Origin of the sequence: Rubrivivax rivuli, assembly GCF_004016505.1 — a bacterium.
Taxonomy (GTDB): Bacteria; Pseudomonadota; Gammaproteobacteria; order Burkholderiales; family Burkholderiaceae_C; genus Rubrivivax; species Rubrivivax rivuli.
Window position 1 is genome coordinate 21851 of sequence record NZ_SACR01000005.1, and the last position, 24934, is coordinate 46784.

Below are 24934 nucleotides of genomic sequence, written 5' to 3' on the forward strand. Positions count from 1 at the left end.
GGGCGCCGACAACGGGAGCAGACAGGCGATGACGGCAGGTAAGCGCACGCACTCCGCAGGCTACGCACGCGCAGCCCTGCGTGGCCGCACGCGACAGCGGGGTCTCACGCTCTTCGGGCTGCTGTTCTGGGCGCTGGCCATCGGTTTCGGCGCCTACCTCGTCATCCGCGTCTTCCCGACGGTCAACGAGTACCTCACGATCAAGAGCACGGTCGAGAAGATCGCCGCGCAGCAGCCGCCCACCGTGGCCGAGGTGCGCGCCGCCTTCGACCGCCAGAAGGAAGTGGAGTACTCCATCACCTCCATCTCCGGCAAGGACCTGGAGGTGACGAAAGAGAACGACCGTGTGGTGGTGGGCTTCGCCTACGACAAGCTCATCCCGATCTACGGCTCGGTCTACATTCTCGTCAAGTACGAGGGCCGCTCCAAGTGAGCCTGCCCGGGCCGGGCGGAGCCCTGGCCGCGCTGCAGAAGCGGCTGGGCCATGCCTACTCCCAGCCCGAGCTGCTGCGCCGAGCGCTCACGCACCGCAGCTGGGGCGCCGAACACAACGAGCGCCTCGAATTCCTGGGCGACGCGGTGCTGAGCCTGGCCATCTCGCGCCTGCTCTATGAGCGCCACGGCGGCAGCGACGAAGGCGACCTCACGCGCGTGCGCGCCCACCTCGTGCGCGAAGACAGCCTGCACCGCGTGGCGCTGCAGCTGGGCATCCCCGAGGTGCTGCGCATGTCCGAAGGCGAGCTGCGCGGGGGCGGGGCACAGCGCCCGTCGCTGCTGGCCGATGCGCTGGAGGCGGTGATCGGCGCCACCTTCCTCGATGGCGGCTACGACGCCGCGCAGGGCCTGGTGCAGCGCCTCTTCGGTGAGGTGATCCAGGCCACCGAGGTGGAAAGCTGGACCAAGGACGCCAAGACCGAACTGCAAGAGTGGCTGCAGGCCCGCAAGGTGCCGGTGCCGGCCTACCGCATCACCGCCACGCGGGGCCAGGCGCACAACCAGACCTTCGAGGTGGAGTGCGCCGTGGCCGCGCTCGGCCTCACCGAACGGGGCGAAGGCAAGTCGCGCCGCAATGCCGAACAGGAAGCGGCCCGGCGCCTGCTGGACATCCTGAAGGCCAACGACCGACCCGGAAGCGCCCTGCGTTCATGAACACCGATACCGACCCCGCACCCGACACCGAGTCCGAACTCTCTGCCCAGCGCTGCGGCCTGGTGGCCATCGTCGGCCGCCCCAACGTTGGCAAGAGCACGCTTCTCAACGCCCTGGTGGGGCAGAAGATCAGCATCACCAGCAACAAGGCGCAGACCACGCGCCACCGCATCACGGGCATCCGCACGGTGGGCGAGGCCCAGTTCGTCTTCGTCGACACGCCGGGCTTCCAGGACAAGCACGCCACGGCGCTGAACCGCACGCTCAACCGCACCGTGCTCAGCTCGCTGGGCGATGTGGACGTGGTGCTCTTCGTGGTGGAGGCCGGGCGCTTCGGCCTGCCCGATGCCAAGGTGCTGTCGCTGCTGCAGGCCGAGAGCATGCAGGGCAAGCCGGTGCTGCTGATCGCCAACAAGCTGGACGCGCTGGCGCGCCGGCAGGACGTGCTGCCCTGGCTGAAGCAGATGCAGGAGCGCCATGCCTTTGCCGAGTTCGTGCCCATGCAGGCCACGCGCGCGGCCGACATCGAGCGCCTGCTCGGCATCGTGCAGCCCTACCTGCCCGAGCAGCCCTGGTTCTACGAGGAAGACGCGCTCACCGACCGCAGCGAGCGTTTCATGGCCGCCGAGATGATCCGCGAGAAGCTCTTCCGCCTGACCGGCGACGAGCTGCCCTACAGCTGCACGGTGGTCATCGACAAGTTCCAGGAAGAGGGCGCGCTGCGCCGCATCGCCGCCACCATCGTGGTGGAGCGTGATGCGCACAAGGGCATGGTCATCGGCGACGGTGGCGAGCGGCTCAAGCGCATCGGCAGCGAAGCGCGCCAGGAGCTGGAGCGCCTGTGGGACGCCAAGGTCTTTCTTGAGCTGTGGGTGAAGGTGCGTTCCGGCTGGGCCGACGACGAGGCCCACCTGCGCTCGTATGGCTACGAGTAGAGGGAGCTCTCCGCTCCAGGCTTACGTGCTGCACCAGCACGACTGGAGCGAGACCAGCCTCATCGTCGAGCTCTTCACCCGCGGCCAGGGCCGCGTGGTGGTGGCGGCCAAGGGGGCCAAGCGGCCCACCTCCAACTTCCGCGCCGTGCTGCTGCCCTTCCAGCCGCTGCTGGTGGCGCTGGGCAAGGCGCCGGCCGACGACGCGGCCGAGATCTACAACCTGCGCAGCGCCGAGTTCGCCGGCGGCCGGCCGCTGCTGGCTGCAGCCGCGATGTTCCCGGCCTTCTACGCGAATGAGCTGCTGCTGAAGCTGCTGGCGCGGCAAGACCCGCACCCGGCGCTGTTCGACGCCTATGCCGACACGCTGGCGGCGCTGGCCACCGGGGCCGAAGAAGCGCCGGCGCTGCGCGCCTTCGAGCTGGTGCTGCTGCGTGAACTGGGCTGGCTGCCCGAACTGGACACCGACACCCTCACCGCCGAGCCGCTGCAAGACGACGGCCTCTACACCCTGCGCGCCGATGCAGGCCTGCTGGCCCAGCCCGAGGGCCTGCCCGGGGCCACCTGGCGCGCGCTGGAACTCGCGCTGGACGTGGCGGCCGAGATGGCGCAAGCCCACCCGGGCGCGGGCGGCGGCATGGCCGCGCTGCGCGAAGCGTGCACGCCCGTGGCCCCGGCCCTGCGCGGGCCCCTGCGCAGCCTGCTTCACTATCATCTGGGCCCCTTGCCTTTGCGCACGCGCGAGGTCTGGCGCGGCCTGCAGCGCCTGGCGGCCCCGCGCTGACACCATGAACCCACTCGTCGCTTCCGACACCCCGCGCCACGCGGCCACCGCGCTGTCGGTCAACGTCAACAAGGTGGCCCAACTGCGCAACACGCGGCACCTGGGCATCCCCAGCGTGCAGCGCGCCGCCACGCTGTGCCTGCAGGCCGGCTGCCAGGGCATCACCGTGCACCCGCGGCCCGACGAGCGCCACATCCGCGCCCACGACGTGCACGACCTGGCCGCGCTGCTGAAAGACTGGCCGCAGGCCGAATACAGCATCGAAGGCAACCCCTTCCAGAACCTGATGGGCTTCATCCGCGCCGTGAAGCCGCACCAGGCCACCTTCGTGCCCGACAGCGAAGACCAGTTCACCAGCGACCATGGCTGGAACCTGGCGTTGGACGGCGAACGCCTGAAGCCCCTGATCGACGAATGCCACGCCCTGGGCGTGCGCGTGAGCCTCTTCATGGACGCCGAGCCGGCGCAGATGGCGCTGGCCCGCGCGGCGGGGGCCGATCGCATCGAGCTCTACACCGAGCCGTATGCCGGTTCGTGGGGCCGGGATGCCCAGGCCGCGCAGATTGCGCGCTTTGCGGCTGCCGCCCGGGCCGCACAAGCGGCGGGCCTCGAGGTCAACGCCGGCCATGATCTGAACCGCGACAACCTGGCCGATTTCCTGCGCGGCGTGCCCGGCGTCAGCGAGGTCTCCATCGGCCACGCGCTGATCGGCGACGCGCTCGAGTTCGGCCTGCCCGAGACCGTGCGCCGCTACCTGGCCTGCATCGAAGCAGCCCAGCCGCGCCCATGATCTTCGGCATCGGCACCGATGTCTGCGACATCCGCCGCGTCGCCGCCACCGTGGCACGCCGCGGCGGCGACCGGTTTGCCGAGCGGGTGCTCGGGCCCGAGGAACTGCAAGTCTTCCATGCCCGCCGCGCGCGCGTCGAATCGCGCGGCCTGCGTTTTCTCGCCACGCGCTTCAGCGCGAAGGAAGCCTTTTCCAAAGCCATCGGCCTGGGCATCCGCAGCCCCATGACCTGGCGCGATTGCCAGATCCTCAACCTGCCCAGCGGCCAGCCCGTGCTGAAGCTCAGCGGCGCGCTCGCCGCTTGGTTCGATGAACGCGGCCTCGTGGGGCACGTCACCGTCACCGACGAAACCGATTACGCCGCGTCCTTCGTCGTCGTCGAAACCCGCAGCCCCCCGCCATGAACCTGACCCACGCGCCCGTCGTGCTCGACATCGCCGGCACCACGCTCGACAAGCACGACCGCCGCCGCCTCAAGCACCCGCTGACGGGCGGCGTGGTGCTCTTCGCCCGCCACTTCGAAAGCCGACTGCAGCTCACCGCACTGACGGCCGACATCAAGCGCCTGCGGCCGGATGTGCTGATCTGCGTCGACAACGAGGGCGGCCGCGTGCAGCGCTTCGTGAGCGACGGCTTCACCGCGCTGCCGGCCATGCGCACGCTGGGCGAGCTGTGGATGCGCGATGCGATGGCCGCCACCGACGCCGCCAGCGCCCTGGGCTATGTGCTGGCCGCCGAGCTGCGCGCCTGCGGCGTCGACTTCAGCTTCGCGCCCGTGCTCGATCTCGACCACGGCGGCAGCAGCGTCATCGGCGCACGCGCCTTCCACCGCGACCCGCGCGTGGTGGCGCTGCTGGCCAAGAGCGTGGCCCACGGCATGCTGCGCGCCGGCATGGCGCATTGCGGCAAGCACTTCCCCGGCCACGGTTATGCCACCGCCGACAGCCACGTGGCCGTGCCCGTGGACAAGCGCGGCCTGAAGGCCGTCCTCGCCGACGATGCCCAGCCTTACCAGTGGCTCTCGGCCACGCTGACGGCCGTGATGTCGGCGCACGTGGTCTACCCCAAGGTCGACCCGCGCCCGGCCACCTACTCCGAGCGCTGGCTGAAGGACGTGCTGCGCGCCCGTTTCGGCTACACCGGCGCGGTCTTCACCGACGACCTCAGCATGGAAGGCGCGCGCTGGTTGCAGGGTTCGCTGCTCACGCCCTCTGAGGCTGCGATGCTGGCGCTGAATGCCGGCTGCGACCTGGTGCTGCTGTGCAACCAGTCGCTGGTGGAAGGCGGTGCCGGCATCGACGCCCTGCTGCAGCACCTGACCGAGGGCGCCGCGCGCGGCCTCTGGCACCCCGATCCGGACAGCGAGCTGCGCCGCCTGTCGCTGCTGCCGCAGAGCCCGCCGCTCGACTGGGACGCGCTGATGCACGACGCCGTCTACCAGCGTGCGCTGGAACGCCTGCCCTGAGGCGCGGCGCGCTGCAGGCCGACTTGCTGGACTTCGCCGCCCTGCATGCCTGGCTCGACGTGGGCCAGGCGCAGCGTGTGCTGCCGCACCTGGAGGCGCTGCGAGCAGCCGCCGCCGCACCCGACGGTGCCGATGCCGGCCTCGTGCTGGTGCGGGCGCTGCGGCAGCTGGGTGCCGAGCGCGAAAGCGATGCGCTGGCCCTGCGCCTGGGCCGCCGCCATCCGCGCCACGCCGAGGCCGTGCTGGCGCAATGGCGCACGGCGCTGTCGAACCAGGGCGCCTACCTCTACTGGCGGCTGACCCAGCGCCCCGTGCAGCCCCGATGGGAGGCCCCCAGCGAACACGCCGGCCGCCTCAGCCTGCGCGGGCTGTGGCTGGGCGGCCTGCGCGATGACGAGGCCGCCCTGGCCTGCCAGCGCGAAGCCCTGGCCCTGCAGCCCGCCGACCCCTGGCTGTGGGTGGAGCACAGCTACACGCTGACGCAGATCGACCGCCGCGAGGCCGCGCTCGAAGCGGCACAGCAGGCCCTGCACCTGTGCCCCGGCCACCGCACGGGCACGCTGCAGACCGCGCGCGTGCTGCAGCAACTCGGCCGCCTCGACGAGGCCACCGCGCTGCTGGAGGCGGCCCTGGCCGGCGCCGAGAGCGCCGCCTACGCCTGGGCCCTGCACGGCATGGCGCAAGACGCGCAGCAGGACACGCGCGCGCTGACGCTGGTGGCCCGCACCGAAGCCGCGCTGCCGCTGGCCGACAAACCCTGGCGCGCCGTGCTCGCCGCGCGCCGCGCCGACGCCTGGCTCAACCTGGGCGATGTGGCGGCCGCGCGCGAAGCGGCTGCGCAGGTGGGCGGCACCGGCTTCTACCCGCGGCTGGCCGAGCGCCTGGCCGACTTCCCGTCCGAGGCCCTGGGCAGCACCGCGCCGCAGCGCACGCTCATCCCCCTGGCCATCGTCACCCAGCACTGGATGACCTGCGCCCCGGCCACGCTGACGGCCCTGGCCCGCCACTGGGGGCGCGAGGCCGACCACCTGGAGGTGGCGCAGGCCATCTGCTACGACGGCACGCCCCAGGCCTCCGAACGCGAGTGGGCCGTGGCACAAGGTTTCTGGGTGCGCGAGTGCAAGCTCGACTGGCCCACCGCCTGCGCCCTGGTGCACGCCGGCGTGCCCTTCGCGCTGGCCACGCAACACGTGGGCAGCGGCCATCTGCAGGCCGTGGTGGGCTGCGACCTGCTGCGCAAGACCCTGCTGGTGCGCGACCCCAGCCTGCCGCTGCATGCCGAGTACGAGGCCGAGAAACTTTTCGACGCCCAGCAGGCCGCCGGCCCGCGGGCCATGGTGATGCTGCCACCCGAAGAGTTGCCGCGCCTGGAGGGCATCGAGCTGCCCGAGGCGCCGCTGTGGGACCTGGGGCACGCCGTGCTGGCGGGCTTGCAGCGCCACGACCGTCCGGCGGCAGCCGCTGCGCTCACAGCGCTGCAGGCGCAGGCGCCCGACAGCGACAGCGCCTGGCGCGCGCAGCGCCATATCGCCATCTACGACGGCGACGAGCCCCGCATCCTGGCCGCCACCGAAAAACTGCTGGCGCGCTACCCGAACGACAGCAGCCTGCAGCTCAGCCGGCTGAGCAGCCTGTTCGAGGTGCACGGCCAGGCTGCTGGCGAGGCCTACATGGCCGAGCTGGTGGCGCGGCCCTGGCCCGACCCCCTGCTGCTCGCTCGCTGGGCTGCACGCCTGGCACAGGACGGTCGCCGCCTGCAGCAGGCCTTCACGGCAGTGCGACGCGCGTTGCGGCGCGACGGGAACAACGGCCGCGCCTGGAGCGAGCTGGCCGATCTGCACTGGGCGGCCCTGGGCTCGGCAGCGGGGGCCGTGCAGGCCTGCGAGCCCGCGCGCATCTGCAGCACGCTCATGCCCACCGAAGAGTGGGCCGCGGCCGCCTACGCCCGCGCCTGCCGCGTGGCCGGTCGTACCGAGGAAGGCCTGGCGTGGCTGCGCGAGCGCGAGCGCATCTGGGGTGACCGCTCCGGGCGGCCCGCGCTGACCCTGGCCGAAGAGCTGGACGCGCAGCAGCGCGACCTGGAGGCCGAAGCCGCGCTGGCTGCAGCGCTGCAACGCCGCCCCACCGACACCCCTTTGCGCCTGGCCTTGGCCGAGCGGGCGCTCTACGCCAACCGGCTGGATGAAGCCGAGACGCTGCTGGCCGCCTGCGCCGAGGCCGACGCCCATGCTCCTGCACTGCTGCGCCTGCGCGCACTGCTGCAGGAAGCGCGGGGTGCCCTCGCGCCCGCACTGGCAGCGGCCGAAGAGGCCGTGGCGCTGGAGCCGCTGCACCTGCCCCACCACCGCCTGCTGCTGCGCCTGTTGCGCCGCCAGCATGGCGATGCGCAGGCCCTGGCGCTGTGGCGCCCTCGGGCCGACGCCCATCCCGCCCACGTGGGCCTGCAGCGCCTGCTGTACGACGCGCTGCCCGACGAAGCGCAGGCCGTTTGGCAGCAGCTGGATGCCATGCACCGGGTGCACCCAGGCCTGCCCTGGCTGCAACGCGAACGCGCCGTGCAGGCCTCGCGCCAGGGGCGGCATGACGAGGCCGTGGCGCTGGCGCGGACGGCGCTGGAACATGCGCCATCGGCACCCATGGCGCATGACGTGCTGGCCTACTGCGTGCAGCGCCGTGACGGCTATGCCGCAGCGCTGCCGCTGCTGCACGAGGCGCTGCGCCGCGACATCGAAACCGAGGCCGCGCTGTACCGCCTGCTGCAGGCCCCGGATGCCCAGGCGCAGCGCAACGCCACCGATTTCGTGGCCGAGCAGATCGGCCAGCAGATGCTGCTGGGCGACGGCCTGCTCATCTTCCAGTCCGAGGCGGGGCAGGCCTGGCCCCCTGCGCAGGTGCTGGCCTTGCTGCAGGCCCAGCAGCTCCGCTGGCCGGGGCTGTGGCACGGGCCCGTGGCCGTGGCCAGGCAGCTGATGCAGATGCAGCGCCTGGACGAGGCCCTGGACTTGCTCGCCAGCGCGGCCGAGCGCTTCCCGCTGCTGCCGCGTGTGCACCTGGAGCGTGCCGAGGCGCTGCGCCTGGCCGGTCGCATCGATGAGGCGCTGCAGGCCAACGCCCAGGCCATCGCCATCAGCCCGGGCTGGAACCGCGCCCTGCGCCTGCAGACCGACCTGCTGTGCAAGCACGCGCTGAAATGGGACGAGGCCGAAGCCCTGCTGCAGCGTGCGCTGCAGACCCGCGATGGTTGGGCCGATGCCGACCTCACCGGGCTGCTGGCCTGGGTGCATGAAGGCCAGAAGCGTGCGGTGGACTCCATGGCCGCAGCGCGGCGTGCGTTGCGCCTGGACCCGGCGCAGAACTGGGTGTGGGCCCTGGTGCGCCGCCTGTGCGATGCGGCCGAGACGCCGGCCGCCTTCGACGCCGTCATCGACGAGGTGGTGGCCAGCCGGCCGGGCGACGCTGCCGCCTGGCTGGTGCGGGCCGAGCGCAGCCGCGATGACCTGCAGGCGCTGCAGGCCGCGGAGCAGGCGCTGGCGCTGCAGCCGCGGCAGGAAGCCGCCTGGCAGGCGCGCTTCGAGCGGCTGCTGCGCCTGGGGCGGCTGGACGAGATCGGCACCGCGCTGCAGCAACTGCCCTGGCCCGACGCCGCACCGGTGGCGCTGCGCGCCTGGGGCCCGCGGCTGGCATGGGAGCGCGCCGAACACGACGCGGCCGTCGCTGCCTTGCGGGCCTTGTGCGCCGAAGCGCCGAACGACGAGGCCCTGTGCGTGATGCTGGCCGACTGGCTGGACGAACGTGGTGATCACCACGGCTATCTCGCCCAGGCCGAGGCGCTGTGCGCCCTGGCCCCGCTGGAGGCGCGATCGCATGGCTACCGTGGCCATGCGCTGGTGAAGCTGCAGCGCTGGGCCGAGGCGCTGCTGCCCTTGCAGCGGGCGCTGGAACTGGCGCCGGGCTATGTGTTCGCCGCGCGCCAGCTCGCGCAGGCGGCGCGCGCGGCCGCGGCGCCCGATCTGGCAGAGCCTGCGCTGCAGGCCCTGTGGCCGCACATGGAAGACGTGGGCACCGCCTGCGACGGCATCGAACTCGCCGTGGCCGCGCGCCGGCCCGAGCGTGCCCAGGCCTGGCTGCAACGTCTGTTCGAACTGGACGATTTCGACATCGATCGCACGCGCGAAGCACTGCGTTGCTGGCGCGAAGCCGGCTGGGGCGACACGCTCGCGCCGCTGCAACAGGCCCAGGTGATGCGCGGCGGCGGGCCGGTGGGCCTGGTGCTCGACGCGCTCGATCAAGAGGCAGCGCGCTCGGGGCTGGGCGAAGGCTTCATCACCGCGGCCCGCGTGACGCGCCGCGCGCTGCAGTGGCAGCAAGGCGCCGAAGGCCCGCACCTGCTGCTGGGCCTGATGCGCTGGCTGGCCGTGCGCGAACAAGCGCAGTTGCTGGGTTGGGTGTTGCGCCGTTGCGAGAACCGCTTGCGTGCCGACGACCGCTGCTGGGGCGAAGCCAGCTATGCGCTGTGCAGCCTGCACGAGTTCCGCGCCGTGGTGCGCTGGCTGCACGACTGGCCGCAGCGCGAGAGAGCGCCGGCCTATGCGATGGCCAACCTGGGCGGCAGCCTGGTCGTGCTGCGGCAGTGGGATGCCCTGCAGGCGGCCGTGCAGCAAACCTTGCAGCGCCTGCCGGAGCAGGAAGACATGCGCCTGTGGCAACTGCTGTTGCACGCGCGGGCCGGTGATCTGCCGGCATTGCAAGCCGCGCTGCAACGTTGCCACGAGTGGACGCCCGACCCGTGGATGCGCCCCTTGCTGAATGCCACCGAGGCCTTTGTCGCGCTGGCACTGGCACGTGCCGAGGGCGGCACGGTGGCGGCCCTGCTCGCCACCGCGCCCCACGGCGGCCCGCCGCAGGCCTGGGCGATGTGGCGCGAACTGCGGCGCATGGCGCTATTGCGCCACACCCCCTGGCCCCGGCTGGGGCGCTGGCTGCTCGCCGGCTGAAGGCGCCGGGCCCAAGAAGAAAGGCCCCGCCGGGCGGGGCCTTCATGCAGTCACCAGCCCGCAGGGCTGGTGTGACCTCGGCCTCAGGCCGCGGGCGTCTGGTCGAACGGCAGCTTGAGCTGCGAGAGATCCTTGCGCGTCTCCACCAGCACCAGCGGGCCTTCGTCCACCACCACCGGCGGCTTGGGCTCGCGCGGCACGTGGATGGGCTTCGGCTCGGCAGCGATGGCGGCCTGGGCGGCAGCCACCTTGTCCGCGTCGCTGCCCACCCACTGCAGGCCGGCTTGTTCGGCCAGGGCGTGCAGGTCGGCCAGCGGCAGCACGAAGGGTTCCACACGCACGGGCATGGGGGCCGGGGCGGCGGCCACGGGTGCCGGGGCGCTGGGGCGCGGTGCAGGCGCAGGTGCGGGTGCGGCCAATGGTGCCTCGGCATCCGGCGTGGCGATGGCAGCGGCCGGTGCGGCTTCGCCATCGTCGTGCATCGCCGGCATCAGCGCGGTGGCGGCGGGTTCGACCTCGCCGTCTTCGCGCACGCTGCCGTCGGCGCCGTTCCCAACTTCGCGCTGGCGGTCGCGGCCGCGGCCACCGCGGCGGCGGCGGCTGCGTTCACCGCGTTCGCCGTTGTCGCCACCTTCTTCGGTTGCGGGAGCGCCGTCGGTGCCGGCTTCGGCCACAGCACTGGGCTCGCCATCGGCCGGTGCTGCGACGTTGAGGGCCGCGGGGCTGCCGTCTTCGTTGTGGCCTTCGGTGGTGGTCTCGGCACCGTTCTCGGCGCGGCCGTCACGGTCGCGGCCCCCACGGCGGCGGCGGCGGCGGCCGCCTTCGCGTTCGCCTTCGGCACCGGCGGGGGTTTCAGCGCCGGGCAGGGCTTCGGCGCCCGCAGCTGGGCTGGCTGACACGGCGGCCAGCAAGGCCTCGTCGGCGGCCACGGCCGCGGCAGTGCGCTCGGGGCGCGGGCCGCGGCGTTCGCCGTTGCGCTCACCGCGTTCGCCGTTGCGTTCACCACGCTCGCCACGCGGTGCGCGCTCTTCGCGGGCCGGTGCGGCGCTGCCTTCAGTGGCCAGCGCCTCGGGGCGCGGCGCGCGGTTGTCGCGGCCTTCGCGGCCCTCACGCCCTTCACGGCGGCCGCCTTGTTCGTTGCGGTCGCGGGAGCCACGGCCGCCGCGTTCACCGCCACGTTCACCACCGCGCTCGGCCTGGCGCTCGTTGCGCTCACCACCGCGGCCGCCGCGTTCGCCACGGCGGCCGTCACGGCCACCCTCGCGCTTCTCGGGCGCGGGGGCTGTGGCCGGCGTCACCACCGGCGCGGCCACAGGGGCCGGTGCCGGGGCGGGGGCCGGGCTGCCACCGAAGAGGCGGCCCACCCAGGCGAAGAAACCACCGCCGGCCGCCGGTGCCGGCGCAGGCGCGGCCACCACCGGGGCGGCCACGGGCGCGGCCACCGGGGCCGGTGCGGGCACGGGCGCCGGGGCCGGCGCGGGCGGGGCCGGCTGGTCGGGCAGCACGCCCTTGATCAGCGGTTCCTGCTTGGGCTTGGCCTTTTCGCGGCGGGTGATGCCGACCTCGTCGCTCGGCTCCTCGATCATCGTGTAGCTGGCCTGCAGCCCTTCCAGGCGCGGATCGTCGTGGCGCAGGCGCTCGAGCTTGTAGTTCGGCGTCTCCAGGTGCCTGTTGGGCACCAGCAGCACGGTCACGCGCTGCTTGAGTTCGATCTTGGTGATCTCGCTGCGCTTCTCGTTGAGCAGGAAGCTGGTCACTTCCACCGGTACCTGCACGTGCACGGCGGCGGTGTTTTCCTTCAGCGCTTCTTCTTGAATGATGCGCAGGATCTGCAGCGCCGAGCTCTCGGTGTCGCGGATGTGGCCGGTGCCGTTGCAGCGCGGGCAGGTGATGTGGTTGCCCTCGCTCAGGGCGGGGCGCAGGCGCTGGCGGCTGAGTTCGAGCAGGCCGAACTTGCTGATGCTGCTGAACTGCACACGCGCACGGTCGGAGCGCAGCGCGTCGCGCAGGCGCTGTTCGACCTCGCGGCGGTTCTTGCTCTCTTCCATGTCGATGAAGTCGACGACGATGAGGCCTCCCAGGTCGCGCAGGCGCATCTGGCGCGCCACCTCGTCGGCGGCCTCCAGGTTGGTGCGCGTCGCGGTTTCCTCGATGTCGCTGCCGCGCGTGGCGCGCGCGCTGTTCACGTCCACGCTGACCAGCGCTTCGGTGTGGTCGATGACGATGGCGCCGCCCGAGGGCAGGTTCACCGTGCGGCTGAAGGCCGTCTCGATCTGGTGCTCGATCTGGAAGCGGCTGAACAGGGCCGCGTCATCGCGGTAGCGCTTCACGCGGTGTGCCGTCTCGGGCATCACGTGCGTCATGAACTGCAGCGCCTGGTCGTAGATGTCGTCGGTGTCGATCAGGATCTCGCCGATGTCCGCGGTGAAGTAGTCGCGGATGGCGCGGATGACGAGGCTGCTCTCCTGGTAGATCAGGTAGGCGCCCTTGCCGCCCTTGGAAGCGCCGTCGATGGCGTCCCAGAGCTTGAGCATGTAGTTCAGGTCCCACTGCAGCTCTTCGGCGCTGCGGCCGATGCCGGCGGTGCGCGCGATCAGGCTCATGCCCTTGGGGTAGTCGAGCTGGTCGAGGTTTTCCTTCAGCTCTTCACGCTGCTCGCCCTCGATGCGGCGGCTGACGCCACCACCGCGCGGGTTGTTGGGCATCAGCACCAGGTAGCGGCCAGCCAGGCTGACGAAGGTGGTGAGTGCGGCGCCTTTGTTGCCGCGCTCTTCTTTTTCCACCTGCACGAGCAGGCTGTCGCCTTCCTTCACCGCGTCCTGGATGCGCGCGTTCTTGACGTCGGCGCCATCGCGGAAGTAGTTGCGGCTGATTTCCTTGAAGGGCAGGAAGCCGTGGCGGTCTTCGCCGTAATCGACGAAGCAGGCTTCGAGGCTGGGCTCCACGCGGGTGATGACCGCCTTGTAGATGTTGCCCTTGCGCTGTTCGCGCCCTTCGATTTCGGTTTCGAAGTCGAGCAGTTTTTGCCCGTCGACGATGGCCAGGCGCCGCTCTTCCGGCTGCGTGGCGTTGATCAGCATGCGTTTCATGTGCACTCCTGCGTGGCGCCACCCTTCAGGCGGGGGCGCCCGTTCTCACATCGATGCACGAAAAACGCGGAAAAACCGGCGGCGCGAAATGCCCTGGACTGCGTTGATGCCGCCGGGTGAGGGCGGTCAGCGGCGCAGCGTTGGCGCGTGCGCTTCGGGCGCGGCTGCGGCGGCATGCGGCGTCGGCCCTGACCGCCGCGGATCGCGCGGCGATGCCCCCGCACCCAGGCCGGCGGCGCAGGGCCGCGGCGCTGTCAGGCGCATGTGGGGGTTGGCGGGAGACGGGGAGTGCATGGGCTGCAGCTTTGCGCACCGGGCGCGGGTGGCAGCCACTCTTGCGAGGCCGGCTGCCACCGGGGTTGTTCACGGATGCCGGGTCTCGTCGGACCCAGCGGGTTCTTCTTCGTTCTTCTGCCGCCGGCTGCCGTGTACCGCCGGGCGCCTCCTGGGGCCCCGGCCCGCACACCAGTTGCTGGCGTTGCATCACCTTCTTTTGCGGGCGGCCCGACACAAGGTCCGCCCCGCTGTCCACGTTAACACCGGCAAGGCCCGGGTAAACTCCGATAAATCAAGCACTTACAGCGCAAACGTGGAGCCGCGGATTATAGGGGCCAAAGCCCGGCCCTCGGCCGACCATGAAGCACCGGCGGTGCGCCACCTGACCGTGGACGCCGAGTCGGCCGGGCAGCGGCTGGACAACTTCCTGATGCGGGTGCTCAAGGGCGTGCCCAAGACGCATGTCTACCGCGTCATCCGCTCGGGCGAGGTGCGCGTGAACAAGGGCCGCGCCAGCGCCGACACCCGCGTGGCCGAAGGCGACGAGGTGCGCGTGCCGCCGGTGCGCCTGCCCGAGCCCAGCACCGCCCCGCCGGCCCCAGCGCGCGAATTTCCCGTGCTGCTGGAAGACGAGCACCTGCTGGCCATCGCCAAACCCGCCGGCGTGGCGGTGCACGGCGGCAGCGGCGTCAGCTCGGGCGTGATCGAACAACTGCGCTCTTCGCGCCCCACGGCGCGCTTCCTGGAGCTGGTGCACCGGCTGGACAAAGAGACCTCGGGTGTGCTGCTGCTGGCCAAGAAGCGCAGCGCACTCACCGCCCTGCAAGACCAGTTCCGCAGCCGAGACACCGGCAAGACCTACGCCGCACTCGTCTTCGGCGCCTGGCCCGACAAGCTCAAGGTTATCGACCAGGCGCTGCACAAGGGCCTGGACGCCCAAGGCGAGCGCCACGTGCGCGTGGTGGCCGCCGACCACGCCGACGGCCGCCGCAGCATCACGCTGGTGAAGGTGGCGCAGCGGCTGCAGGCCGGCGGCGAGACGCTCAGCCTGCTGGACGTGACGCTCAAGACCGGCCGCACGCACCAGATCCGCGTGCACCTGGCCAGCAACGGCTGCGCCATCGTCGGCGACCCCAAGTACGGCGATTTCGCCCGCAACAAGGCTTTCGCGCGGGCCACGCGCTTCGAACGCATGTTCCTGCATGCCCGCCAGCTGGCCTTCGATCACCCCGCCACGGCCGAGCGCATCACCTTGGTGGCGCCGCTGCCCGCCGACTGCGAGACACTTTTGCACCCATGAACACACCCGCCCGCCGTCGCCGTTTCGATCTGATTGCCTTCGACTGGGACGGCACGCTCTACGACAGCACGATGCTCATCGTGCGCTGCATCCAGAACGCCTGCCGCGACCTGGGCGTGCCCGTGCCCACCGACGAGGCCGCGGCCTACGTCATCGGCCTGGGCCTGCACGACGCGCTGCAGCACGCCGTGCCCGGGCTGCCGGCCGAGCGTTACCCCGAACTGGGCCTGCGCTACCGCCACCACTACTGGGCCGAGAAGGACAGCCTGGTGCTCTTCCCGGGCACGCTGGAGATGCTGCATGCGCTGAAGGCGCGCCAGCACTTCCTGGCCGTGGCCACCGGCAAGAACCGCCGCGGGCTGGACGACGCGCTGCAGTTCGCGCAGCTGCAGGGCCTGTTCGACGCGACGCGCACGGCGGATGAAACCGCCAGCAAGCCGCACCCGCTGATGCTGCAGGAGCTGATGGCCGAGCTGGACGTGCCGCCCGAGCGCACGCTGATGATCGGCGACACCACGCACGACCTGCAGCTGGCCGCCAACGCCGGCACGGCGCGTGTGGCCGTGAGCTTCGGCGCGCACGAGCCCGAGGCCTTCGAAGGGCACGGCCCGCTCTTCATCGCGCACAGCACGCAGGAGCTGCACGCCTGGCTGCTCGACAACGCCTGACGCGCCGCCATGGACGCCGCCCCCACCGACGCCACCGCGCCTGACGCCGGCCTGCCGCTGTGCGCCTCGCACACGCTGGAGGAGAAGGGCCGCGCCTTCCTCTGGGACGTGCGGCAGTACGGCCGCAACGAGGTGGCCTTCGTGATGCGCTTCGAGGGCCAGCTGCGCGCCTACCTGAACCGTTGCGTGCACGTGCCCACGCAGATGGACTGGCAGCCCGGCGAGTTTCTCGACATCGAGAAGCGCTACATCCTGTGCAGCCTGCACGGCGCGGCCTATGAACCGCACGGCGGACGCTGCATCGGCGGGCCCTGCGGCCGTGGCCGCCTCACCCCCGTGGCCGTGGCCGAGCGCGACGGCCAGGTGTATTGGTATCCTTCCCGCGACATCGTGCCCGTGCCCTTCGACGAGCCCCCCGCCCCCGGCCAGGACGGCCCCACCGCCGCCCCTGCAGCCCCCGCGGCCCCAGAAAGCCCCCCATGAGCAGCCCTGACACCACCCCGCCTGGCGGCCCGGTGGAGCCCCCCTTCGAACCCCCGCCGCCCGCTGTGCCGGCACCGGCCGTGGCCGCCGCGCCATCGCCTGCACCAGCCGCCGCCAAGCCGGCGCTGGAAAGCAGCCTGGAGCGCGTGGCCATGGAAGTGCTGCGCCAGCAGCGCAGCGAGCGCCGCTGGCGCGTGTTCTTCCGCCTCGCCTGGCTGGGCCTGGTGGCGGTGGTGCTGTGGCTCAGCTTCTTCCAGCGCGGCAGCGCGCCGACCCACAGCACGCCGCACACGGCGCTGGTGGAGGTGCGTGGCGAGATCGCGGTCGACAGCGAAGCCAGCGCCGAGCGCCTGGTGTCCGCCATCAAGAGTGCCTTCGAAGACCCGGGCGCGCAGGCCGTGGTGCTGCGCATCAACTCGCCTGGCGGCAGCCCGGTGCAGAGCGGCATCGTCAACGACGAGATCCGCCGCCTGAAGGCCAAGCACAACAAGAAGGTCTACGCCGTGGTGGAAGAGGTGTGTGCCTCGGGTGCCTATTACATCGCCGCGGCGGCCGACGAGATCTACGTCGACAAGGCCAGCATCGTGGGCAGCATCGGCGTGCTGATGGACGGCTTCGGCTTCACGGGCGCCATGGAAAAGTTGGGCGTCGAGCGGCGCCTGCTCACCGCCGGCAGCAACAAGGCCATGCTCGACCCCTTCAGCCCCGCCAACCCGCAACAGACGGCGATGGCGCAGGCCATGCTTGACCAGATCCATCAGCAGTTCATCACCGTGGTCAAGCAGGGCCGCGGCGAGCGTCTGAAGGAAACCCCCGACACCTTCTCGGGCCTGTTCTGGAACGGCGAAGAGGCCGTGAAGCTGGGTCTGGCCGACGGTTTGGGCAACCTCGATTTCGTGGCGCGCGAAGTGGTCAAGGCCGAAGAGGTGATCGACTACACCCCGCAGGAAAACGTGGCCGAGCGCCTGGCCAAACGCTTCGGTGCCAGCATCGGGGCGGGCGCCGTGAAGGCGCTGCGTGAAATGCCGGTGGTGAAATGAGCGCGCTGGTGCCCACCCCGCCCGATGCCGATCGCCCCCTGGGCGAACGCCTGGCCGTCGCCGCGCAGCACCTGCTGCCCAAGCAGCTGCTCACGCAGTTCGCCGGCGCCGTGGCGCAGCGCCAGGATGGCGCGCTCACCACGGCCATCATCCGCCGCTTCATCCGGCGTTACGGCGTGAACATGGCCGAGGCCGCCAACCCCGACCCGGCCAGCTACGCCAGCTTCAACGAGTTCTTCACGCGCCCGCTGAAACCCGGCGCGCGCCCGCTGGCCGCGGCCGACCTGGTGTGCCCGGTGGACGGCGCGATCAGCCAGTTCGGCGCCATCGACGGCGAGCAGATCTTCCAGGCCAAGGGCCACCGCTACAGCGCCACGGCGCTGCTGGGTGGCGACAGCGCGCTGGCCGCGCACTTCCACGGCGGCCATTTCGCCACCATCTACCTCAGCCCCAAGGACTACCACCGCATCCACATGCCCTGCGCCGGGCGGCTGCTGCGCATGATCCACGTGCCGGGCGAACTGTTCAGCGTGAACCCGGCCACCGCGCGCGGCGTGCACGGCCTGTTCGCGCGCAACGAGCGTGTGGTGTGTGTGTTCGACGGCCCGCAGGGCCTCTGGGTCAACGTGCTGGTGGGCGCCACCATCGTGGGCAGCATGGCGACCGTGTGGCACGGCGTGGTGAACCCGCCGCGCCCCGGCACCGTGCGCGACTGGCGGTATGCCGACCAGGACATCCGCCTCGAGCAAGGCGCCGAGATGGGTCGCTTCCTGCTGGGCAGCACCGTGGTGCTGCTGTTCCCGAAATCACCCGGCTTGCGCTTCAACCCGGCCTGGGCCCCGGGCGCGCCGGTGCGCCTGGGCCAAGTGATGGCCACGCACGCCACGGCGCCCTGATGCCGGCAGCCCCCAGCCGCCGCGCGCGGCTGCTGCTGTGGACGGTGCCGGCGCTGTGGAGCAGCAACTACATCATCGCGCGCGCCGCCGATGGCGTGATCGCGCCGCATGCGCTGGCCGCCGGGCGCTGGCTGCTGGCCGCGCTGGTGCTGCTGCCCTTCGTGGCGGCCGTGCTGTGGCAGCACCGCGCAGCGCTGCGGCGTGAGGCGGGCCAGCTGCTGGTGCTGGGCTTCTTCGGCATGTACATCTGCGGCGCGTGGGTCTACCAGGCTGGGCGCAGCACCAGCAGCACCAACATCGCGCTGGTCTACGCCATCACGCCCATGGCCATCGCCGCGGCCAGCGCCTGGACGCTGGGCGAGCGCATGCGGCCGGCGCAGTGGCTGGGCGTGGGGTTGGCGCTGGCGGGGCTGCTCTTCGTCATCGCGCGCGGCGAACCTGCACGGCTGCTGGCGGTGCAGTTCGTGGCGGGGGATGCGTGGATCACCGCCTGCGCCCTCAGCTGGACGGCCTATTCGGTGCTGCTCAAGCGCTGGCCCTCGGCGCTGCCGCCGCTGGCGCGGCTGGTGGCCGTCATTGCCGGCGGGCTGGTGGTGCTGTTGCCGGCGGCGCTGCTGGAAGCGGTGCTGGCCCCGGGCCCGGCCTGGGGCTGGGGCGCCACCGGGCTTGTGGTGCTGGGGGCGCTGCTGCCGGGGGTGCTCTCCTACGGCGCCTACTCGCTGCTGCAACGCGAACTGGGAGCCTCGCGCACGGCGATGATGCTCTACCTCTCGCCGCTGTACGCGGCGGTGCTGGCCTGGTGGCTGCTGGGCGAGGTGCCCGGCTGGTACCACGCGGTGGGCGCGGCGCTCATCCTGCCCAGCATCTGGCTGGCCACGCGCGGCGCGCCTTCAGGCGCCGCGGGCTCTCAGCCGAAGAGCCCGGGCGCCGGCACCTCGTCGTCGTCCTCGGCGTAGAAGCAGCTGGGGCACACGGCGCGGTAGCGTTCGTTGCCGCCGATGACGACCTGCTCGCCTTCCTTCACGCGCCGGCCTTCGCCATCCACGCGCAGGTTCATGCTGGCCTTGCGCGCGCAGGCGCAGATGGTCTTCATCTCTTCCAGGTCGTCGGCCAGCGTCAGCAGCGCGGCCGAGCCCGGGAAGGCCGCGCCGCGGAAATCGCTGCGCAGCCCGTAGCAGAGGACGGGCGGCCCGCCGCGGTGGGCCAGGCGGTGCAGCTGCTGCACCTGCTCGTGCGTGAGGAACTGGGCCTCGTCGATCAGCACGCAGGCGATGCCCTCGCCCAGGCCTTCGAGGCTGAACTCGGTCTCGGGGCCGAAGGTCTCCACCTGGCGCTGCAGGCCCAGGCGCGAGCCGATCACGCCCACGCCGGTGCGGTTGTCCAGCGCCGCGGTGAACAGGCGCACGCGCATGCCGCGCTCTTCGTAGTTGTAGGCGGCCTGCAGCAGGTTGGTGCTCTTGCCGGCGTTCATGGCCGCGTAGCGGAAGTAAAGCTTGCTCACGTCCGGGACTCTACCCGGCTGTCGGCTGGCCTCAGGCCACCAGCAAGCCGCGCTTCTCGATGAAGGCCACCACCTCGGCCAGACCTTGTTGAGTGCGCAGGTTGGTCATCACGTAAGGCCGGCGGCCGGCGTGGTCGGGCCGCATGCGTTTCGTGTCGGCTTCCATCACGCCGAGGTCGGCGCCGACGTAGGGCGCGAGGTCGGTCTTGTTGATGACGAAGAGGTCGCTCTTGGTGATGCCGGGGCCGCCCTTGCGCGGGATCTTCTCGCCGGCGGCCACGTCGATGACGTAGATCGTCAGGTCGCTCAGCTCGGGGCTGAAGGTGGCCGCGAGGTTGTCGCCGCCGCTTTCGATGAAGACGATATCGGCTTCGGGAAACTGCTCCAGCAGCCGGTCCACCGCCTCCAGGTTGATGGACGCGTCTTCGCGGATGGCCGTGTGCGGGCAGCCGCCCGTTTCCACGCCGACGATGCGCTCCGGCGCCAATGCGCCGGCCACGGTGAGCAGGCGCTGGTCTTCCTTGGTGTAGATGTCGTTGGTGACGACGACGAGGTCCCAGCGCTCGCGCATGGTCTTGCACAGCATCTCGACCAGTGTCGTCTTGCCCGAGCCCACCGGCCCGCCGACGCCCACGCGCAGCGGGGGCAGTTTCTTGGTGCGGCCGGGGATGTGGTGGAGCTTGGTGGAGTTCATGCGGGGCATGATGCACGAAGCGTGCAAGGCCCCGGCGCGGCGTTCACTTCATCGCGTGAACGCTGGGGCGTTCACTTCATCGTGTAGCCGCGGCCATCCATGCAGCCTTCCACCGCGCGGTGGAAGACGCTGGCATCGGCCATCGCGGCCGGCTGCGTGGTGGCCCAGCGGTTGCACGCCTGGCGGTCGGCCTCGGTCTGCTCGGCGCTCTGGCCGTTGCGCGGGTAGATGACGGGGTCGGGCCGGCTGGCGGGTACCGGCAGGGTCTCAGCGGCTGGCACGGGCGCGGGGCGTGCGGCCTCCACCACCAGCGGCGCGGCCAGCACGATGGGCGGGGCCACCAGCATCCAGCTGCTGCCCCAGGGCTGGTAGTAGCGCCCGCCATGGCGCCAGTAGCGCCCGCCGCCGATGACGACGCTGACCGCGCCGCGCGGCAGGCTGCCGTACACGTGGCCGTAGCCCGGGCCCCAGCCGCGGTGGCCGTGGCCGGCGATGGGGATGTTCAGGCCGATGGAAACGTCGACACCGGCCTGGGCCGGTGCCGGGCCGAGCGCCATCAGCGCGACCAGCGCCAGGGCGGCAACCGCGGGCATCGAGAACTGCGTGGCCATGGTCGTGTCCTTCCGGGGTGCGAGGCAGGGCAGGGGGTTGATCATGCAACGGCGGGCGCCGCCGCGGTGGCCCGAACCGGCAAAGATCTGTGAACGCGTGGCGCGTTCGCTGCAGGCGCCGCGCCCTCGTCGTTCAGCTGCGGAACAGCCGCGAGTACTGCGCCTCGTGCTGCGCGCTCAGGATGGCGAGCATGGGGCTGTAGGCCTGGCGCTGGGCGGGCGGCAGCGACAAGGCCTGGTCCACCGCCTCGGGCAGTTCGGCTGCCAGGCGTTGCAACAGCCGCTGTGCGGCTGCCTGGCCCAGCGGCACGGCTTTCATCGCGGCCTGGGCCATGTTCTCGGCCCAGCCCCAGCCGAAGGCCAGCAGGCTGTCGCGCACCGGCGCCTGTGCCAGCACAGCGGCCAGTGCGAAGGCCGTGGGCCACAGTGGCGCGGGCGGCAGCGCGGCCAGCTGCGCCAGGCGGGGGTCGGCGGCGTGGGGGCTGTTCTTCAGCCAGTCGAGCAGGCTGCGGCCCATCTGCTCGGCCTGGGCGCGGAACTCGGCGCTTTCGCGTGTGCAGCGCAGCCAGTCGTTGACGGCCTGCGCCTGCGTGCCATCGTGCGCCGCCCAGGCGGCGTGGGCCTGGGCCAGCGCGGGCAGGTCGCTGCGCGCCAGTGTCAGCTGCAGTTGGGCCGAGAGCCAGTCGGCCGCCTGCGCTTCACTGCTGACGCGGCCGGCTTCGACCGCGGCTTCCAGGCCCTCGGAATAGCTGAAGCCGCCCACCGGCAGGGCCGGCGAGGCCAGCCACATCAGCTGCAGCAGCGTGGCGGCCGGGGCGGCCACGGAAGGCGTGTCAGTGCTTGTGGTCATGGCCATGGTCGTGGCCGCAGCCCGGGCCGTGCACGTGCGGTGCCGGGGCGGCGCTGACGGCGATACCGATGGGCTTGCCGCGGGCCGGCGCGGGGGCGTGGCCGTGCGCATGGTCATGGGCGTGCGAGTGATCGTGTGAGTGATCGTGCGAATGATCGTGCTGGTGGCCGGGATCGTGCCCGTGCGCGTGTCCCCCCGCCTGGTAAGCCCCGCCCTCGGGCTCGAAGCCGGCCTGCTCTTCCGTCACCGTCAGGTGCATGCGGCGCAGCATCTCGGCCAGCACGGGGTCGGGCTCGAACTGCAGGCGGTCGGCGCGCAGGTCCACCGGCACGTGGCGGTTGCCCAGGTGGTAGGCGGCACGCAGCAGGTCGAAAGGCTGGCCGTGTTCCGCGCAGGGCCGCACCACCATCACCGGCTGCGGCGCGGCCTGCACCGCCACCAGCGAGCCGTCTTCGGCCACCAGCACGTCGCCGCCGCGCACCACGCTGCCGCGCGGCAGGAAGACGGCCAGCGTGCGGCCCTGGCTGTCTTCGGCGTCGAAGCGGCTCTTCTGCCGCGTGTCCCAGTCCAGTGCCAGCGCGGCGGCGCGTTTCACGAGCACGGGAGCCAGGCCGCGGCCCTGGGGGATGAGCTTGTTGACGGTGATCATGGGGACCTTGGGCGAAGCGTATTGCGGGGGCAGGGTGGGGCGGTTAGTATAACGTTCGTTATAACGGAGGTTGGACCATGACCGCACTGAAGCTCACCCAGATCGGCAACTCGGTCGGCGTCATCCTGCCCAAGGAAGTGCTGGCGCGCTTGAAGCTGGAGAAGGGGGACACGGTGTTCGTCACCGATGCGGCCGACGGCATCAAGCTCACGCCCTACAACCCCGCGTTCGAAGAACAGATGTTGCTGGCCCGCGGCATCATGAAGAAGCGGCGTGACGTGCTGCGTGAACTGGCCAAGTGAGCACCGACACCTGGGTCTGGATCGACCCGCGTGTGCTGCTGGCGGTGCACGAAGAGCAACTCGCCGAGCACGGTGGTGCGCCCGGCACCCGCGACCTGGGGCTCTTCGAATCGGCACTCGCGAGCCCTCGCAACCTGGCGCTCTACGGCGAGCCCGATGCCGCCGCGCTGGCCGCGGCGTACGGCTGTGGCATCGCGCGCAACCACCCCTTCGTTGACGGCAACAAGCGCACGGCCTTCGTTGTGGTGGAGCTTTTCCTGGCCCTCAACGGTCTGGAACTGACGGCCGACGACGGCGCGTGCGTGCTCACCATGCTCGCCGTCGCCGCCGGCTCGACGGACGAAGCCGCCTTCGCGGCCTGGCTGCGCACCCAAAGCGCCCCCCGCGCCTGACACGCCCGCAACAGCGCCCTCAGAACAAGAAGTACTTCTGCGCCAGCGGCAGCTTCGTCGCCGGGTCGCAGGTCAGCAGTTCCCCATCGGCCCGCACGCGGTAGGTCTGCGCGTCGATCTCCATCTTCGGCAGCCAGGCGTTGTGCACCATGTCGGTCTTCTTCACGCTGCGGCAGCCCTTCACCGCCGACAGCGGGCGCTGCAGCCCCAGCCGCCGGCCGATGTCGGCTTCCAGCGCGGTGTGGCTCACGAAGGTCAGCGAGGTCGCCTGAAGCGTGCGCCCGTAGCTGCCGAACATCGGCCGGTAGTGCACCGGCTGCGGCGTGGGGATGCTGGCGTTGGCATCGCCCATCAGCGCTGCGGCAATGAAACCGCCCTTGAGGATGAGGCTGGGCTTGACGCCAAAAAACGCGGGCCGCCACAGCACCAAGTCGGCCCACTTGCCGACCTCGATGCTGCCCACCTCGTGGCCGATGCCGTTGGCCAGCGCCGGGTTGATGGTGTACTTGGCGATGTAGCGCTTGACGCGGAAGTTGTCGTGGCGCGCCGTGTCGGGGCCCAGGCTGCCGCGCTGGCCCTTCATCTTGTGCGCCGTCTGCCAGGTGCGGATGATGACCTCGCCCACACGGCCCATGGCCTGGCTGTCGCTGCTCATCATGCTGATGGCGCCCAGGTCGTGCAGCACGTCCTCGGCGGCGATGGTCTCGCGGCGGATGCGGCTCTCGGCGAAGGCCAGGTCTTCGGCGATGCTGGCATCCAGGTGGTGGCAGACCATCAGCATGTCCAGGTGCTCGTCCACCGTGTTCACGGTGTAGGGCATGGTGGGGTTGGTGCTGCTGGGCAGGAAGTTGGCCTCGCCGACCACCTTCAGTATGTCGGGCGCATGCCCGCCGCCGGCGCCTTCGGTGTGGAAGGCGCAGAGGCTCCTGCCGCGCGTGGCGGCGATGGTGTCCTCGACGAAGCCGCTCTCGTTGAGCGTGTCGCTGTGCAGGCTGACCTGGGTGTCCGTCACCTCGGCCACGTCCAGGCAGTTGCTGATGGCCGCGGGCGTGCTGCCCCAGTCTTCGTGCAGCTTCATGCCGATGGCGCCGGCGGCGATCTGCTGGCTGAGGGCCTCGGGCCGCGCGGCGTTGCCCTTGCCCAGGAAACCCAGGTTCATCGGGAAAGCCTCGGCCGCCATCAGCATGCGGTGCAGGTTCTCGGGGCCGGGCGTGCAGGTGGTGGCGAAGGTGCCGGTGGCCGGCCCGGTGCCGCCGCCCAGCATGGTGGTGACGCCGCTCATCAGCGCCTCTTCGATCTGCTGCGGGCAGATGAAGTGGATGTGGCTGTCGATGCCGCCGGCGGTGACGATCATCCCCTCGCCGGCAATGATCTCGGTGCCCGGCCCGATGACGATGTCCACGCCCGGCTGCACGTCGGGGTTGCCGGCCTTGCCGATGGCGGCGATGCGGCAGCCCTTGATGCCGATGTCGGCCTTGACGATGCCCCAGTGGTCGATGATCAGCGCGTTGGTGATCACGCAGTCGTGCGCCTCGTGCACGCCGGGGCCGTTGACGGTCTGGCTCTGGCCCATGCCGTCGCGGATGGTCTTGCCGCCGCCGAACTTGACCTCTTCACCGTAGCCGCCGGCTTTCAGCGTGAAGTCTTGTTCCACCTCGATGACGAGGCCCGTGTCGGCCAGGCGCAGGCGGTCGCCCACGGTGGGGCCGTACATCTCGGCATAGGCGCGCCGGCCGATGGTGCGGCTCATCAGAGGCCTCCGTTCGTCAAGCCGCGGAAGCCCCACACCTGCCGCCGGCCGCCGAAGGCCACCAGCGTGACGGTGCGCTCCTGCCCGGGCTCGAAGCGCACCGCGGTGCCGCTGGCGATGTTCAGCCGGTAGCCCCTGGCGGCCTGGCGGTCGAACTGCAGCGCCGCGTTGGTTTCGGCGAAGTGGTAGTGGCTGCCCACCTGGATGGGCCGGTCGCCGGTGTTGGCCACCAGCAGCGTGAACTTGTCGCGGCCAGGGTTGAGCTCGTGCTCGCCCCCGTCGATCAGCAACTCGCCGGGTGTCATCGCTTCGGCTCCTG

General features: G+C 71.4%; 24 protein-coding genes. 16 read left to right on the forward strand and 8 right to left on the reverse strand.

The window, feature by feature from the left end; translation table 11 throughout:
• The first annotated feature begins 28 nt into the window (after positions 1-28).
• The 8 genes from EOE66_RS16140 to EOE66_RS16175 are packed head-to-tail and all read left to right on the forward strand — an operon-like array spanning position 29 to position 10114.
• The gene (locus tag EOE66_RS16140) at positions 29-433 is read left to right on the forward strand and encodes a DUF4845 domain-containing protein (RefSeq protein WP_128229774.1); all 405 of its coding nucleotides are present in this window, start codon (positions 29-31) and stop codon (positions 431-433) included.
• A complete protein-coding gene (gene rnc / locus EOE66_RS16145) occupies positions 430-1149 on the forward strand; it encodes a ribonuclease III (RefSeq protein ID WP_245479076.1) in 720 nt (239 codons plus the stop codon). The genes EOE66_RS16140 and rnc overlap by 4 nt, the downstream gene beginning before the upstream one ends.
• Positions 1146-2084, forward strand: coding sequence for a GTPase Era (gene era, locus EOE66_RS16150; protein WP_128229775.1), 939 nt, complete (start codon positions 1146-1148; stop codon positions 2082-2084). The genes rnc and era overlap by 4 nt, the downstream gene beginning before the upstream one ends.
• On the forward strand, positions 2071-2865 hold the full coding sequence (recO, locus tag EOE66_RS16155; protein ID WP_128229776.1) for a DNA repair protein RecO: 795 nt from the start codon (positions 2071-2073) through the stop codon (positions 2863-2865). Before era ends, recO begins: the two co-directional genes overlap by 14 nt.
• Positions 2866-2869: 4 nt before the next feature.
• Complete coding sequence (locus EOE66_RS16160; RefSeq protein ID WP_128229777.1) at positions 2870-3655, forward strand: pyridoxine 5'-phosphate synthase; 786 nt, start codon at positions 2870-2872, stop codon at positions 3653-3655.
• The gene (gene acpS, locus EOE66_RS16165) at positions 3652-4059 is read left to right on the forward strand and encodes a holo-ACP synthase (RefSeq protein ID WP_128229778.1); all 408 of its coding nucleotides are present in this window, start codon (positions 3652-3654) and stop codon (positions 4057-4059) included. Before EOE66_RS16160 ends, acpS begins: the two co-directional genes overlap by 4 nt.
• Positions 4056-5120: a beta-N-acetylhexosaminidase gene (gene nagZ / locus EOE66_RS16170; protein WP_128229779.1), complete on the forward strand. Its 1065-nt coding sequence runs from the start codon at positions 4056-4058 to the stop codon at positions 5118-5120. Before acpS ends, nagZ begins: the two co-directional genes overlap by 4 nt.
• 23 nt (positions 5121-5143) lie before the next feature.
• A complete protein-coding gene (locus EOE66_RS16175; protein WP_128229780.1) occupies positions 5144-10114 on the forward strand; it encodes a C39 family peptidase in 4971 nt (1656 codons plus the stop codon).
• 83 nt (positions 10115-10197) lie between these two features.
• On the opposite strand, the gene EOE66_RS16180 is transcribed toward EOE66_RS16175, so the two are convergent.
• On the reverse strand, positions 10198-13203 hold the full coding sequence (locus EOE66_RS16180) for an Rne/Rng family ribonuclease (protein ID WP_128229781.1): 3006 nt from the start codon (positions 13201-13203) through the stop codon (positions 10198-10200).
• Positions 13204-13852: 649 nt separating this feature from the next.
• Here EOE66_RS16180 and EOE66_RS16185 point away from each other — a divergent pair.
• The 6 genes from EOE66_RS16185 to EOE66_RS16210 are packed head-to-tail and all read left to right on the forward strand — an operon-like array spanning position 13853 to position 18822.
• Positions 13853-14779, forward strand: coding sequence for an RluA family pseudouridine synthase (locus tag EOE66_RS16185; RefSeq protein WP_128229782.1), 927 nt, complete (start codon positions 13853-13855; stop codon positions 14777-14779).
• Positions 14776-15447, forward strand: a complete 672-nt coding sequence (locus EOE66_RS16190; RefSeq protein ID WP_128229783.1) for an HAD family hydrolase — start codon at positions 14776-14778, stop codon at positions 15445-15447. Before EOE66_RS16185 ends, EOE66_RS16190 begins: the two co-directional genes overlap by 4 nt.
• A 9-nt stretch (positions 15448-15456) precedes the next feature.
• Positions 15457-15930 carry a Rieske (2Fe-2S) protein gene (locus tag EOE66_RS16195; protein WP_128229784.1) on the forward strand — a complete coding sequence of 158 codons (474 nt, stop codon included), beginning with the start codon at positions 15457-15459 and terminating at the stop codon, positions 15928-15930.
• Positions 15927-16970, forward strand: coding sequence for a S49 family peptidase (locus EOE66_RS16200; protein WP_128229785.1), 1044 nt, complete (start codon positions 15927-15929; stop codon positions 16968-16970). Before EOE66_RS16195 ends, EOE66_RS16200 begins: the two co-directional genes overlap by 4 nt.
• A 38-nt stretch (positions 16971-17008) precedes the next feature.
• A complete protein-coding gene (gene asd, locus EOE66_RS16205) occupies positions 17009-17866 on the forward strand; it encodes an archaetidylserine decarboxylase (protein WP_128230207.1) in 858 nt (285 codons plus the stop codon).
• Positions 17866-18822 carry a DMT family transporter gene (locus EOE66_RS16210; protein ID WP_128229786.1) on the forward strand — a complete coding sequence of 319 codons (957 nt, stop codon included), beginning with the start codon at positions 17866-17868 and terminating at the stop codon, positions 18820-18822. Before asd ends, EOE66_RS16210 begins: the two co-directional genes overlap by 1 nt.
• On the opposite strand, the gene EOE66_RS16215 is transcribed toward EOE66_RS16210, so the two are convergent.
• The 5 genes from EOE66_RS16215 to ureE all read right to left on the reverse strand — a co-directional run bounded on the left by EOE66_RS16215 (position 18774) and on the right by ureE (position 22171).
• The gene (locus EOE66_RS16215; protein ID WP_128229787.1) at positions 18774-19367 is read right to left on the reverse strand and encodes a thymidine kinase; all 594 of its coding nucleotides are present in this window, start codon (positions 19365-19367) and stop codon (positions 18774-18776) included. The two genes, EOE66_RS16210 and EOE66_RS16215, sit on opposite strands and share 49 nt — an antisense overlap.
• A 31-nt stretch (positions 19368-19398) precedes the next feature.
• Entirely contained in the window at positions 19399-20061 is a 663-nt protein-coding gene (gene ureG / locus EOE66_RS16220; protein ID WP_128229788.1) for an urease accessory protein UreG, read from the reverse strand.
• Between the two features lie 71 nt (positions 20062-20132).
• On the reverse strand, positions 20133-20672 hold the full coding sequence (locus EOE66_RS16225; protein ID WP_128229789.1) for a hypothetical protein: 540 nt from the start codon (positions 20670-20672) through the stop codon (positions 20133-20135).
• Positions 20673-20805: 133 nt separating this feature from the next.
• Positions 20806-21522: an urease accessory protein UreF gene (locus EOE66_RS16230; RefSeq protein WP_128229790.1), complete on the reverse strand. Its 717-nt coding sequence runs from the start codon at positions 21520-21522 to the stop codon at positions 20806-20808.
• Positions 21506-22171, reverse strand: coding sequence for an urease accessory protein UreE (ureE, locus tag EOE66_RS16235; protein ID WP_128229791.1), 666 nt, complete (start codon positions 22169-22171; stop codon positions 21506-21508). Before ureE ends, EOE66_RS16230 begins: the two co-directional genes overlap by 17 nt.
• 77 nt (positions 22172-22248) lie before the next feature.
• On the opposite strand from ureE, the gene EOE66_RS16240 reads away from it, so the two are divergent.
• Together EOE66_RS16240 and EOE66_RS16245 are read left to right on the forward strand one after the other, a co-directional pair.
• Positions 22249-22473, forward strand: coding sequence for an AbrB/MazE/SpoVT family DNA-binding domain-containing protein (locus EOE66_RS16240; RefSeq protein WP_128229792.1), 225 nt, complete (start codon positions 22249-22251; stop codon positions 22471-22473).
• Positions 22470-22865, forward strand: coding sequence for a type II toxin-antitoxin system death-on-curing family toxin (locus tag EOE66_RS16245; RefSeq protein ID WP_128229793.1), 396 nt, complete (start codon positions 22470-22472; stop codon positions 22863-22865). The genes EOE66_RS16240 and EOE66_RS16245 overlap by 4 nt, the downstream gene beginning before the upstream one ends.
• A gap of 19 nt (positions 22866-22884) precedes the next feature.
• Here EOE66_RS16245 and ureC read toward each other — a convergent pair whose 3' ends face one another.
• On the reverse strand, positions 22885-24615 hold the full coding sequence (gene ureC / locus EOE66_RS16250) for an urease subunit alpha (RefSeq protein ID WP_128229794.1): 1731 nt from the start codon (positions 24613-24615) through the stop codon (positions 22885-22887).
• A complete protein-coding gene (locus tag EOE66_RS16255) occupies positions 24615-24920 on the reverse strand; it encodes an urease subunit beta (protein ID WP_128229795.1) in 306 nt (101 codons plus the stop codon). The genes ureC and EOE66_RS16255 overlap by 1 nt, the downstream gene beginning before the upstream one ends.
• Positions 24921-24934: the final 14 nt, after the last annotated feature.